Below are 12,323 nucleotides of genomic sequence, written 5' to 3'. Positions count from 1 at the left end.
GATTTCACTAGCGATCTTTTATTGGCGTACTTTCTTGGCGGTCACGCCTGCGAGCCCAAGCCTTTATGAACACTCCTGAAACGGTCAACGCACAGCAATACGATTTGCGCATCCTGCGCGCTTTGCGCCGGATCACGCGGTCGATCGCGCTGCATTCACGACAGTTGGCGGCAGTCAGCCACATCACGGCGCCGCAATTGATGTGCTTGCGTACGGTCATCGCTTCGGGGCCGATCACGGCCACGGCGATCAGCCGGGAGATCCATGTCAGCCCCAGCACGGTGGTCGGCATCCTGGACCGTCTGGAAGACAAGGGTCTGGTGCGCCGCGAGCGTAGCCGTGAAGACCGCCGCACGGTGTTCGTGACGGTGACGCCGGAAGGCGTGGCCGTGGCCGAGGAGGCGCCGTCGCCGCTGCAAAAACATCTGGCCGAGGCATTGAATGCCTTGCCCGAACTGGAACAGGCCACCATCACCCTGTCGCTTGAGCGCATCGTCGCGCTGATGGAGCAGGGCGGGCAGGCCGCGCCACCCGAGCCGCATGCCGAAGGCGGCACGGCCATTCTGGAGGTCCCCACGACGGGGCCCGCGCCGGAATCCGGGCTGGTGGTTTGAACGAGTCATCCGAATATCCGCATTAATCGGCGGTCTTGAGCCCTTCGCGGCGCAGGGCCGCCCCAGAAAAAAGCAAGGAACCACGTTATCGCTTCCACTGAAAATACCCATCTCACCCAGCAATCGGCGACGCATAATTTGCGACGTCCCCGCCCCGCCGATGGCGCGGCCCTGCACCGCCTGATTGCCGAATGTCCCCCGCTGGACCTGAACTCGGTCTATGCCTATTTGCTCCTCTGCGAGCACTTCCCCGATACCTGCGTGGTGGCTGAAAGCGCCGGCGGCAGTATCGATGGATTCATCTCCGCCTACATCCCCCCCGCGTCGCCAGATACCTTGTTCATCTGGCAGGTCGCCGTGCACGAGCGTGCGCGCGGCCATGGCCTTGCGGGCGCCATGTTGCGCCACCTGCTCGGCCGTCCCGGACTGGTTCATATCCGCCAGCTGGAGACCACCGTGGGTCCCGACAATCAGCCGTCGCGCCGCACCTTTTCGGGCCTGGCTTCCAGCCTTGGCGCCCATATCGCGGAACAGCCCTTGTTTGGCAAGCAGCTGTTCGGCCATGGCGACGACCACGACGACGAAATGCTGTTGCGGATCGGACCTTTCGCGTCCGTCCCCGTCGCGGCTTAGTGACGCACGGCTTGCGGTCCGGACCGGGTGTCCGCGCCGAAGCCGCCGTGAAACCCGCGCTTGCCGGGTTTCTTGACCGGGTTTACCGACCCATTTGAACGGGCCGCGCCAGCGGTCCTTCGATGATGCCAAGACCAGCCGCGGGACGTGGCTGGTCCCTGTCAACCACATTGAGGGAGAAACATATATGGACTTGAAAATCTTTGATCGCATGGAATCCGAGGTGCGCGGCTACATCCGCTCCTTTCCGGTGATTTTCAGCCAGGCACGCGGCTCATTGCTGATCGATGAAGCCGGGACCGAATATATCGATTTCTTCAGCGGCGCGGGCACGTTGAACTACGGCCATAACAATCCCCTGTTCAAGTCCGAACTGCTGGAATACCTCGCCGCCGATGGCGTGGTGCATGGTCTGGATATGGCCACCAGCGCCAAGAAGCGTTTCCTGGAAACCGTCGACGAAGTCCTGCTGAAGCCGCGCAAGTGGCGCTACACGCTGCAGTTCACCGGCCCCACCGGCACCAATGCCGTGGAAGCCGCGCTGAAGATCGCGCGCCAGGTCAAGGGCCGCTCGAACATCATCTCCTTCACCCACGGTTTCCACGGCGTCAGCGGCGGTTCGCTGGGCGCGACGGCCAATGCCAAGTTCCGTGATGCCGCGGGCTACGCCCTTGGCAACACCACCTTCATGCCCTATGACGGCTACTTCGGTCCCGACGTCGACACCATGGCCTACATGGAAAAGATGCTGGATGATCCCAGCAGCGGCCTGGACAAGCCGGCCGCGGTGATCGTCGAGACGGTGCAAGGCGAGGGCGGTGTCAACGTCGCCACGCTGCGCTGGCTCAAGGAACTGGAAAAAGTCTGCCGTCGTCACGACATGCTGTTGATCGTCGATGACATCCAGGTAGGCTGCGGCCGTACCGGCAGCTTCTTCAGTTTCGAAAGCGCCGGCATCCAGCCGGACATCATCACGCTGTCGAAGTCGCTGTCGGGCTTCGGGTTGCCCATGTCCCTGGTGCTGATGAAGCCGGAGCTGGATATCTGGAAGCCGGGCGCGCACAGCGGCACGTTCCGTGGCAACAACTTGGCCTTCGTCACCGCCGCGTCCGCGCTGCGCACCTACTGGAGCGACGACGCCTTCACCAAGGACGTTCAGCGCAAGGAACGCCTGGTGCGCGACTGGCTGGAAAACGTGGCTCACAGCTATCCCGGTTCGGGTCTGGCGGTGCGCGGCCGTGGCCTGATCCAGGGCCTGGTGTCCACCGCCAATCCTGAATTGGCCAATGCCATTGCCCGCAAGGCCTTCGAGCGCAACATCGTCATCGAGACCTCCGGGGCGCATGACGAAGTGCTCAAGTTCCTGCCGGCACTGACCATCGAGGACGACCTGCTGCAGCGCGGCCTCGATGCCATCGAGGCCAGCGTGGCCGACGCGCTGACCGAATCCGGGCATTCCGCCCGCATCCTGAAATTTGGAGGAAAACGCTAATGATCGTTCGCAACGTCAAAGATGTCATCGGTACCAAGGACGAAATTCGTACCGACACCTGGATGAGCCGCCGCGTGTTGCTGAAGAAAGACGGGATGGGCTTTTCCTTTCACGAGACCACCATCTTTCCGCATACGCGCACGCACATCCACTACAAGAACCATCTTGAAGCGGTGTGGGTGATCGAGGGCGACGGCCATGTTGAAACCATCGCCGACGGCAAGAAGTACGCGCTGGCGCCGGGCGTGGTCTACGCCCTGGATCAGAACGACGAGCACTGGCTGTGCGGCGGTGAAAAGCCCTGCCGCGTGATCTGCGTGTTCAACCCGCCGCTGACCGGCCAGGAAGTGCATGACGCCTCGGGCGTCTATCCGCTGCCGGTGGCCGAGGCCGCTTGAGCGCCCCGTTAACGAACTGGAGGACGCTGGATGAATTTACCCGCGAAAGACAGATACGCTTCACGCAATGATCGGATGTCGGCGATCGTGGCGCGCCACGATCCCGTTATCTACGGCGACGGGCGCTATGCCGACGCGCTGTCCGAACAGCAGTTGCAGGACTACGACCGCGACGGTTTTCTGATGCTGGAAAACCTGTTGCCGGAAAACGAAGTGGCCGCCATCCTGGCCGAGATCGGGCGCATGTCGCGTGATCCCGCCATCATCCGCCGGGAAGAGTCGATCACCGAACCCGGCAGCGATGCGGTGCGCTCGATCTTCATGGTGCACACGCTCAGCGCGATGATCTCGCGCCTGGTGCGTGATCCGCGGATGGTCAACGTGGCACGGCAGATCCTTGGATCCGAGGTCTACGTGCACCAGTCCCGCGCCAATATGAAGCCCGGTTTCAAGGGCAAGGAATTCTATTGGCACTCGGACTTCGAGACCTGGCACGTTGAAGACGGCATGCCCGCCATGCGCGCGCTCAGCTGCACAGTGCTGTTGAGCGACAACAATGCGTGCAATGGCCCCTTGATGCTGGTGCCGGGCTCGCACCGTCACTTCATTTCTTGCGTGGGCGAAACCCCGCAGGACCACTACAAGAAGTCGCTGAAGAGGCAGGAATACGGCGTGCCGGATCCGGTCAGCCTGCAACTGCTGGTGGAGCAGGGCGGCATACGGCCCATGACCGGCAAGGCCGGATCGGTGATCTTCTTCGACTGCAACACCATGCACGGGTCGAACAGCAATATCTCGCCGTGGCCCCGCGCGAACGTGTTCACGGTCTACAACAGTATCGAGAATGCCGTGCAGCCGCCCAAGTACGGCCTGGCGCCGCGTCCCGAGCACATTGCCACGCGTGCCGGGATCAAGGCCCTGAAGCCCCTGGACAAGCTGAAGCTGGTGGATTAGGAAGGCCGGCCCGCGAGGGCTGCCCTTCGCAGTGCCGGACGGCGCGTGCTTGCACGCGCCGTTTTCGTTTGGCTTTAAGCATTCGGCCTCGTGGCGCGGCCGGCTTTTGCTGCTATTCTGCATGCGCGCCGCCTGCTGTTCAGTGCGGTGGCGCCATGGCCCCTCCTTCTCTGGCACGGACGATCGCCATCATGTCCCTCCGCATCCGCAGTCTGCATATTTATCCCGTGAAGTCCTGTGCGGGCATCGACCTGTCCGCGTCGCCCGTCGATCAGGCCGGCCTGGCCTACGACCGGCGCTGGATGGTGGTGTCGGACGGCCAGTTCCTGACGCAACGGCAGTTGCCCGCCATGGCGCTGGTGCGTACCGCCCTGGACGACACGCATCTGCACCTGTCCGCGCCGGCCATGCCGGACCTGGCGGTAGCGCTCGATGGCAGCGGATTGCAGGGCGACCCGCAGGCGGTGACGGTGTGGCGCGACACCATGCCCGCGCGGCGCGATAGCGCCGAGGCGGCGGCATGGTTCAGCCGCTATCTGCAGCGTCCGTGCGAGTTCCTGCGCATCGACGTGTCTAGCGCGCAGCGCTCTGCCAGCGCCGAGTGGGTAGGCGGATGGCTTGAACGCCATCCGGACGACGCCGGGCATTACGCCGCGCGCAACCTGTTCGGTTTCGCGGACGGCTTTCCCCTGTTGATCGCCAACCAGGCATCGCTGGACCTGCTCAACGCGCAACTCGCCGCCAAGGGCAGGGCGCCCGTACCGATGGACCGCTTCCGCGCCAATATCGTCATCGAAGGCGAGCTGGACGCGTATGACGAGGACCATCTGGCGTCTCTTTGCGTGGGCGACGTCCGCATGGCGCTGGTCAAGCCTTGCACGCGCTGCAGCATTCCGGACGTCGACCAGGCCACGGGGGAGCGCCATGACGAGCCCGGCTTGACCCTGGCCGCCACCCACCGGATGGATCTGGGCGTGATCTTCGGCCAGAACGCCATCGTCGCCGCCCCGGCCGGTGCCGTGCTGCGGGTCGGCGACGCCGTCGAGGCCGAGTTCGACTTCTAGCCTTCGCTGGGCGGGACGCCTGGCTGGTCCACCTGACCTGCCTGCTGTTGCCTGCCTGTCCCGGGCGGGTGGGTGGTCCTCACTGCCAAAACCACTAAAATGGGCGATTACATTCCGGCGTGCGGGCGATCAGGGTCGCCCCGACACCGGCCAGCTTTGTCCATAGGCAGAACTTCCACCATGAGTTTCCAGGTCACCCTCACGCCCAGCCAGCATCAATTCCCCGTCGAAAGCGGTCAGACCGTGCTCGACGCCGCGCTGGCGGCCGGCATCGTGCTTCCCTACAGCTGCCGCAGCGGCGCGTGTTCGACCTGCAAGGGCAAAGTGGTCTCTGGCGAGTACGACGCGGGTCCGTATCCCGCCCAGGTGCTGGCGCCCGAGGAAATGGCGGCCGGTTATACCCTGCTGTGCCAGGTGCGGCCGACGTCCGACATGCTGGTCGAATCGGCCGAGGTGCGCCTTGCCAGCGACATCCAGATCCGCAAGCTGCCGTCGCGGGTGACGTCCATCCAGCGCTTGGGTGAAGACGTGGCCGTGCTCAAGCTGCAATTGCCGGCGGCCGAGGATTTCCGCTTCTACGCCGGCCAGTACATCGAATTGATCCTCAAGGAAGGGCGGCGCCGCAGCTACTCCATGGCCACGCCGCCCCACGCGGGCAGCCCGTTGGAACTGCATATCCGCCATATGCCGGGCGGCCACTTCACCGACCATGTGTTTGGCGCGGGCGCCACCCAGATGAAGGAACGTGAAATCCTGCGGATCGAAGGCCCGTTCGGCTCCTTCTTTCTGCGCGAGGACAGCGCCAAACCCATCATCTTCCTGGCCAGCGGCACGGGCTTCGCGCCCATCAAGGCCATGGTCGAGCACATGCAACACAAGGAAATCAAGCGGCCGGTGCGCCTGTACTGGGGCGGCCGTCGTCCGCGTGATCTCTACATGAGCGAAGCCGCCGCCGCCTGGGCCGCCAGCATGCCGGATTTCCAATTCATTCCGGTCATTTCCGACGCTTTGCCGGAGGACGGCTGGACCGGCCGCACGGGCTTCGTCCACGAAGCCGTCATGCACGACTTGCCTGATCTGTCCGGGCACCAGGTCTACGCGTGTGGCGCGCCTCCCATGGTCGATGCCGCGCGCCGCCAGTTCAGCTCGCAATGCGGCTTGCCGGAAGACGAGTTCCTGGCCGACGCGTTCACGTCCGAAGCCGATCTGGCACAGCCGCGCAACTAGGTTCAGGCAGCAGAAAGGCGTTACGCGAAGCGTCAGGCTTTTCCCTGTGTGGGCCCTTCTATGACTTGTGTAACAAGGTAAGTGTCCACCGGCGGGACAGGGCTGGCGGCCCTGGTCCGCCGGGGTAGAATCGCGATTCCGGAATCAAGCGATTCGCCTCGCGGCCGCCGCTGGCCGCATTCCATGCGATTTCAGTATCAAAGGCCCTAAGCGAATGAAAATTGCGGTGTTGGGTAGTGGCATCATCGGCACGTCCACCGCCTGGTGGCTTCGTCGCCTTGGCCACGACGTCGTGGTGGTCGATCGCCAGACCGGTCCTGCCCAGGAAACCAGCTTCGCCAACGGTTGCCAGATTTCCGTCTCCTACGCCGAGCCCTGGGCCAATCCCCAGGCGCCGCTCAAGCTGATCAAGTGGATGTTGCGCGATGACGCGCCGTTGTTGTTCCGGCCGCGACTGGACCTGCATCAGTGGGCCTGGGGCCTGTCTTTCCTGCGTCAATGCCTGCCCGGACGCCTGGCGCCCAATATCCGCGCCATGGTGCGCATGGCTGAGTACAGCCGCGCCACCTTGCGCGGCATGCGCGCCGAGCTGGGCATCCAGTACGACCATCTTGAACGCGGCATCCTGAACTTCTATCGCGACAGCGAGGAATTCGAGCTGTCGCAGAAGGCGGCTGGCGTCATGCGCGATTTCGGCGTGGAGCGGCGCATCCTCAGCGGCGACGAAGTCGTCGCCATCGAGCCCGCGCTGGCGCACCAGCGCAACAATATCGTGGGCGGCGATTACACCCCGGAAGACGAAAGCGGCGACGTTTATTTGTTCACCAGGGCGCTGGCCCGCCAGTGCGAAAGCGCGGGGGTGGAGTTTCGCTGGTCCACGGCCGTCACCCGCCTGCTGACCGTTGGTGGCGTGGTGTCCGGCGTGGAAACCATCGCGCCCGATGGCGCCTATGGCCGCATCGACGCCGACGCGTTCGTGGTGGCCATGGGCAGCTTCACGCCTTTGCTGGTGCGCCCGCTGGGCATCCCTTGCAACGTTTATCCGGCCAAAGGCTATTCGGCGACCTTCCCGGTGCTGGATGCCGCCGGCGCGCCTTCCGTCAGCCTGACCGACAGCAGCCACAAGGTGGTCTTTTCCCGCCTGGGCGATCGCTTGCGCATGGCCGGCACGGCGGAACTTTCCGGCTATGACCGCGCTCTGAATCCGGCGCGTTGCGAGGCCATGACGAGCCTTGCGCGTGACCTCTTTCCCGACGCGCTCGATTTCGAGCGCGTCAGCTATTGGTCGGGCTTGCGCCCGTCCACCCCGTCGAACGTGCCCCTGATCGGTCGAACCCGCGTCCCCAACCTGTATTTGAATACGGGCCATGGAACATTGGGTTGGACCATGGGGGTGGGTTCGGGCCGGGCTTTGGCGGATCTGATCAACGGATCAAAGCCCGAGCCGGAGTTTCCTTTTCTTGGTATCTAGATCTATGAAGACACTGCAACAGATGAGTTCCGCCCGCGCCATGCGTGTCACGGGCCGTGCGTGGGTATTCGGGGCCGCGCTGCTGATCGGCGGCGTGGCGCATGCCGCGCCCGTACAGGTCGAAGTCTGGCATACCCTGACGAATGCGAACCAGGCCGAGCTGGACAAGCTGGTCAAGCAGTACAACAAGGAGCAGGGCGATGTGGAGGTCAAGCTGCGCGGCTTTGCTACCTCGCAAGCCCTGAAGCAGGAGGCCAGCGCCGCGGTGAAGGCCAAGCGCCAGCCCAACCTGATCCAGCTGGACGACGACCGTTCGCCTGAAGCCGTGGCGGAGTTCAAGGCTATCAAGCCGCTGTACGAGCTGCTGGCCAAGTATCCGATCAAGGATCTGGCCTGGTTCCTGCCGGCCACCACGAGCTTCACGCGCGACGCCAAGGGCCGCCTGCTGGCTTTCCCCCTGATGGCCGAAGTGCCGGTGATGTTCTACAACATCGCGGCCTACAAGAAGGCGGGCCTGGATCCCAACGCGCCGGCGCGTACCTGGGCCGAGCTGCAGGATCAGTTGCTGAAGTTGCGTGACAAGGCCGATATGGATTGTCCGTATGCCACCAGCGACCAGGTGGCTGTTCACCTGGAAAGCCTGGCGCCGGTCAATGGCCAGCTTTATGCCAGCAACAACAACGGGCTGGAAGTGACCAAGTCCAAGGTCGCGCCGCAGCTGCAATTCGACATCCTGTACATGCGCCATATTTCGCTGATGGCCAGCTGGAAGCGTTCCTTGCTGTTCACCAACCATAGCGAAGACGATCAGGCCGACCAGTTGTTCGCCAAGGGCACTTGCGGCGTGCTGACGTCGGGTTCGGGCGCGATCGGCAACTTCTCCGCGACCAAGGGTCTGACCTTTGGCGTGGCGCCGCTGCCGTACTATCCGCAAGCTACGCCGACGGCTGGCCGTCCGTTCGTGACGGGTGGTGCGTTGTGGGCCATGGAAGGTCATCCGGCCGCGTCCGACAAGGCCACCGCGGCGTTCCTGGCATGGTTGTCCAAGCCGGTGGTCGCTGCCGAATGGCATCAGGCGACGGGTTATCTGCCGCTGACCGAAGCCGCGTTCCGGGCATCGGATGTGTCGTACTACAGCAAGATCCCGGGCGCGCAGCAGTTCGTCACCGCGATGCGGACCCAGCCGGCGCCGACCGGGCGCGGTTTCCGCATGAACAACTACAGCCGCATCGAACCGGTGCTGAGCCGTGAGCTGGACGACGCCATCGACGGCAAGACCCCGCCGATGTCCGCGCTGAACAAGGCCGCCGCGCAAGCGAAGGTGATCGCAGAACAAAAATAAAGGGGCGGGCCCCCCCTACCGCGCGGAGCGCGGCCCCCCCAGGGGGCGACCCCAGCGGACTGGCAAAGCCAGTTCCGCGGTGGAGGTTAGCCCCCCCGTACCACGCTTCGCGTGGCCCCCCAGGGGGCGCCACTGGCGGACTGGCAAAGCCAGCTCCGCTGTGGCTGAGGATGGCCCCCCCGTACCACGCTTTGCGTGGCCCCCTAGGGGGCGACCCCAGCGGACTGGCAAAGCCAGCTCCGCGGTGTCTGCGATCAGGAAGACCTGTGCAATGCACAGGTCTTTTTTTTCTCCGCGCTGCGTGGGGCGCGGTCCCTCGCCGGGGCACTGCCCGGTTAGCAAAGCCCCTCAACGCCCTCGACAAGGGAGACCTGTGCGAAGCACAGGTCTCCCTTAAACAGAAATGCCCCCACCGCGCGGAGCGCGGTGCAGGGGCATTTCCGGCCATGCGTATATGTCGATCTTGTGGGGCATAAGCGCCAAGACCACCATGCATCTGTCGCGCGCCACTCCGGTGCGCATCGCGTGGAGGCATCATGCAGCGCGCAGTGCATCGAATCTCAGGCTGTCTGGCGGTCCTGCCATGCGTGACCGCATGCGCGCCTTCAGCCTGGAAGCCGCAAGACGTCATCACGCCAGGCGCCCGATATGACTTCAACTGGCGCCTGTCAGGGCAACGCGCGGTAGCACCGCTACAGGTCTTCGACGACGGCCACCGTACCTGGCTGCACTTCGCCCCAGAACAACCACTGCCGGCCATCTTCGCGGTGGCACGCGAAGGCGAACGCCCCGTTGCCTACCAACGCCGCGACCCCTACGTCATCGTCGACGGCGTCTGGCCCGCCCTGATCATGCGCGGCGGCAACCTGCGGGCAGTCGCCCGCCGGCAAGCCGGCCCCGCGTTCGATGACGCGAACACCGCCGCCGACGCAGCCATTCCCGTAGCCACTCCCACAGCCAATTCCACAGCTAAGCCCGACGCTTTGTCCGCCCAACCGCTGCCCGCCCAAAGCCCGACGGCGTCGGCCGCCCCCAGCGCGCAAACAGTCGCCACAGCAACGCCAGCAGCGTCTCCACACACGCCTTCAAGCGCCCCGCAGTCCACTCCAAGCAACACGCCCCCATTCCGCGCCGAACTCGCGGATGGCAACCTGCGGCGCGTACTCACCCGCTGGGCAAGCCAGGCAGGCTGGACGTTCGGCCCCGAACATTGGGACGTCGACGTGGAAATTCCCCTGGCCGGCAACGCCGTTTTCGGCGATGACTTCAAACACGCGGTGCGCGCACTGGTCGGCGCCACCGAGATGGCCGAGCGCCCGCTGCAACCCTGCTTCTACGCCAATCGCGTGCTCCGAGTGGTCCCCATCGCCCAGGCCTGCGACCGCAGCGCCACCCGAAGGGCCGCGCCATGAGCCCGCAAAAATCCTTGATCGCCGCAGCCGGGCCGCTTACAGGCCCGGCACTCCCGCGCTGGATAGTCCCCGTGATCTTCCTGCTCACGCTGACAGCCTGCGTCCCCCAAGCTCGCATAGACGCGATCCGCGAACACGCCCGCCAGAGCCACGCGCGGGCCGGGCTGGATGCGGGCACGGGCGTGGCGCCGGCGGCAAGCGCCGCGGCCATCCAGGCGGCCCTCAACGACACCAGCCGGCGCCAGGCCATGCAGGACGTGGCCAAGCCCTGGCTGGCCGGCCGGTCGCGCCCACTGGCCCGCGACGCCAAACTGCCCCCCGCGCTACGCCGCGACGTCGACACCACCTTGATGTTCGCCGGCGGCGCGGCCGACCTGGCCGTCCTCGCGCAACGTATCGCGCACGTGACCGGCCTGCCGGTGCGGGTCAGGCCGGAAGCCCTGCTGCCGCAGGCGCTATTCCTGCCCCGCTTGAGCCAGGTCGCCAACGCGCTGACCGCCGACCTGCCGGCGCGCGCCGAGCCGCCCCGCGGGCCCCAGCCGCTGGCCCGCACGCTGGACGCATTGGCCTGGCACCTGGGCGTGTTCTGGCGCTACCAGGACGACGCCATCGAATTCTTCCGCACCGAAACGCGCGTGTTCAACATCCACGCGCTGACCCCCGCGGCGCAATCCGAAGCACGCCTGGGACGCACCGGACAAGGCCGCGGCGCGGGCTTCGACAACGCCTCGCACACCACCTTGTCAGTGGGCGAACAGGACACCCTTGCCGCCCTGCGGCAACGCCTGGAACCCTTCCTCACCCGGGCCGGCGTACTGGCGGCGGTCCCCGGCGCGGCGGCGTCCATCGTCGTCACCGACACCCCGGAGGCCCTCGATCGCATCGCACGTTTCCTGGACGGCGAAAACCGCGCGCTGACCCGGCGCATACGCCTGGTCTTCGAGGAAATCACCATCGTCATGCAGGATCAGGCGCGCACGGGCATCGACTGGACCGCCGTCTTCACCAGCGCGCGTGCCGCGGTGTCCGCCACCGCGCCAGCCGCCGCTGCCGCGGCCAGCGCCAGCGATGCCCTGTCCAGCGGCCAACTGGCGCTGGGTGTGAGACGCGGCCCTTATGCCACCTCGCAAGCGCTGGTCAGCGCCTTGAGCGCCACCGGCACGGTGGTGCGCCATAGCAGCGTGCCGGTGCTCACGCTGAACCGACGGCCCGTCACGCACGCCGTGCGCACGACTTTCTCCTACGTGGACCAGGTGCAGGGAACCAGCGGCGAACCCGGCCGCAAGGGCTACGAGGCCATGCTGCCGGCCGTGTCGGTAAGCCAGAAGCAGGAAACCGTGGGTTCTTTCCTGACGCTGGTGCCCGACGCGCAGGACGACGGCAGCATCCAGCTGTCCATCGCCTACGACAACACCGTGGCGCAGCCGCTCAAGACACTGACCTTCGGACGGCGCGAGCACCAGATCGAATTGCAGCAGATCACCATCGACGGCAGCGGCATGGTGCAGCAGGTGTCCTTGCGGCCCGGCGAGCCCATGGTCATTTCGGGCTTCGATCGTCGGCAGGAAGAGTACGACCGGCGCCGCCTGGCGCCACGCGCGCCGCTGCTGCTGGGCGGCGCCGACCAGGTGGCGAGCGAACGCAGCACCACCGTGGTCATCGTCACGGCGCAGGTCGAAGAGGGCTGAGCGCCCGGGCAGTCGCGGGATCAAGGAG

General features: G+C 65.4%; 11 protein-coding genes. All 11 read left to right on the top strand.

The features are described from left to right. Nucleotides 1-65 precede the first annotated feature (65 nt). Nucleotides 66-614, top strand: coding sequence for a MarR family winged helix-turn-helix transcriptional regulator (locus ASB57_RS12970; RefSeq protein WP_057652612.1), 549 nt, complete (start codon nucleotides 66-68; stop codon nucleotides 612-614). Between the two features lie 87 nt (nucleotides 615-701). Beyond that, the gene (ectA, locus tag ASB57_RS12965) at nucleotides 702-1,247 is read left to right on the top strand and encodes a diaminobutyrate acetyltransferase (protein WP_057652611.1); all 546 of its coding nucleotides are present in this window, start codon (nucleotides 702-704) and stop codon (nucleotides 1,245-1,247) included. A gap of 187 nt (nucleotides 1,248-1,434) precedes the next feature. After that, nucleotides 1,435-2,739, top strand: a complete 1,305-nt coding sequence (gene ectB / locus ASB57_RS12960) for a diaminobutyrate--2-oxoglutarate transaminase (protein WP_057652610.1) — start codon at nucleotides 1,435-1,437, stop codon at nucleotides 2,737-2,739. After that, nucleotides 2,739-3,137 (top strand): ectoine synthase, encoded by a 399-nt coding sequence (locus tag ASB57_RS12955; RefSeq protein ID WP_057652609.1) that lies wholly within the window; start codon nucleotides 2,739-2,741, stop codon nucleotides 3,135-3,137. The genes ectB and ASB57_RS12955 overlap by 1 nt, the downstream gene beginning before the upstream one ends. 30 nt (nucleotides 3,138-3,167) lie before the next feature. Continuing rightward, nucleotides 3,168-4,091 carry an ectoine hydroxylase gene (gene thpD / locus ASB57_RS12950; protein WP_057652608.1) on the top strand — a complete coding sequence of 308 codons (924 nt, stop codon included), beginning with the start codon at nucleotides 3,168-3,170 and terminating at the stop codon, nucleotides 4,089-4,091. A 191-nt stretch (nucleotides 4,092-4,282) separates the two neighbouring features. After that, entirely contained in the window at nucleotides 4,283-5,155 is an 873-nt protein-coding gene (locus ASB57_RS12945; RefSeq protein ID WP_057652607.1) for an MOSC domain-containing protein, read from the top strand. A gap of 180 nt (nucleotides 5,156-5,335) precedes the next feature. Continuing rightward, on the top strand, nucleotides 5,336-6,382 hold the full coding sequence (locus ASB57_RS12940) for a CDP-6-deoxy-delta-3,4-glucoseen reductase (RefSeq protein ID WP_057652606.1): 1,047 nt from the start codon (nucleotides 5,336-5,338) through the stop codon (nucleotides 6,380-6,382). 214 nt (nucleotides 6,383-6,596) lie between these two features. Then, complete coding sequence (locus ASB57_RS12935) at nucleotides 6,597-7,853, top strand: D-amino acid dehydrogenase (protein ID WP_057652605.1); 1,257 nt, start codon at nucleotides 6,597-6,599, stop codon at nucleotides 7,851-7,853. A gap of 4 nt (nucleotides 7,854-7,857) precedes the next feature. Next, nucleotides 7,858-9,195 carry an extracellular solute-binding protein gene (locus tag ASB57_RS12930; protein ID WP_057652604.1) on the top strand — a complete coding sequence of 446 codons (1,338 nt, stop codon included), beginning with the start codon at nucleotides 7,858-7,860 and terminating at the stop codon, nucleotides 9,193-9,195. Between the two features lie 548 nt (nucleotides 9,196-9,743). Further along, nucleotides 9,744-10,607 (top strand): TcpQ domain-containing protein, encoded by an 864-nt coding sequence (locus ASB57_RS12925; protein ID WP_231755413.1) that lies wholly within the window; start codon nucleotides 9,744-9,746, stop codon nucleotides 10,605-10,607. Then, entirely contained in the window at nucleotides 10,604-12,295 is a 1,692-nt protein-coding gene (locus ASB57_RS12920) for a hypothetical protein (RefSeq protein WP_369822855.1), read from the top strand. Before ASB57_RS12925 ends, ASB57_RS12920 begins: the two co-directional genes overlap by 4 nt. The last annotated feature ends 28 nt before the right edge of the window (nucleotides 12,296-12,323 follow it).

Source organism: Bordetella sp. N (assembly GCF_001433395.1).
Lineage (GTDB): Bacteria > Pseudomonadota > Gammaproteobacteria > Burkholderiales > Burkholderiaceae_B > Bordetella_C.
This window is presented reverse-complemented; position numbering and strand designations above follow the sequence as displayed.

Coding starts and splice junctions, on each gene's coding strand:
- ASB57_RS12970 (WP_057652612.1), top strand. CDS start 66: ATGAACACTCCTGAAACGGTCAACGCACAGCAATACGATTTGCGCATC.
- ectB (WP_057652610.1), top strand. CDS start 1,435: ATGGACTTGAAAATCTTTGATCGCATGGAATCCGAGGTGCGCGGCTAC.
- ASB57_RS12955 (WP_057652609.1), top strand. CDS start 2,739: ATGATCGTTCGCAACGTCAAAGATGTCATCGGTACCAAGGACGAAATT.
- thpD (WP_057652608.1), top strand. CDS start 3,168: ATGAATTTACCCGCGAAAGACAGATACGCTTCACGCAATGATCGGATG.
- ASB57_RS12945 (WP_057652607.1), top strand. CDS start 4,283: ATGTCCCTCCGCATCCGCAGTCTGCATATTTATCCCGTGAAGTCCTGT.
- ASB57_RS12940 (WP_057652606.1), top strand. CDS start 5,336: ATGAGTTTCCAGGTCACCCTCACGCCCAGCCAGCATCAATTCCCCGTC.
- ASB57_RS12935 (WP_057652605.1), top strand. CDS start 6,597: ATGAAAATTGCGGTGTTGGGTAGTGGCATCATCGGCACGTCCACCGCC.
- ASB57_RS12930 (WP_057652604.1), top strand. CDS start 7,858: ATGAAGACACTGCAACAGATGAGTTCCGCCCGCGCCATGCGTGTCACG.
- ASB57_RS12920 (WP_369822855.1), top strand. CDS start 10,604: ATGAGCCCGCAAAAATCCTTGATCGCCGCAGCCGGGCCGCTTACAGGC.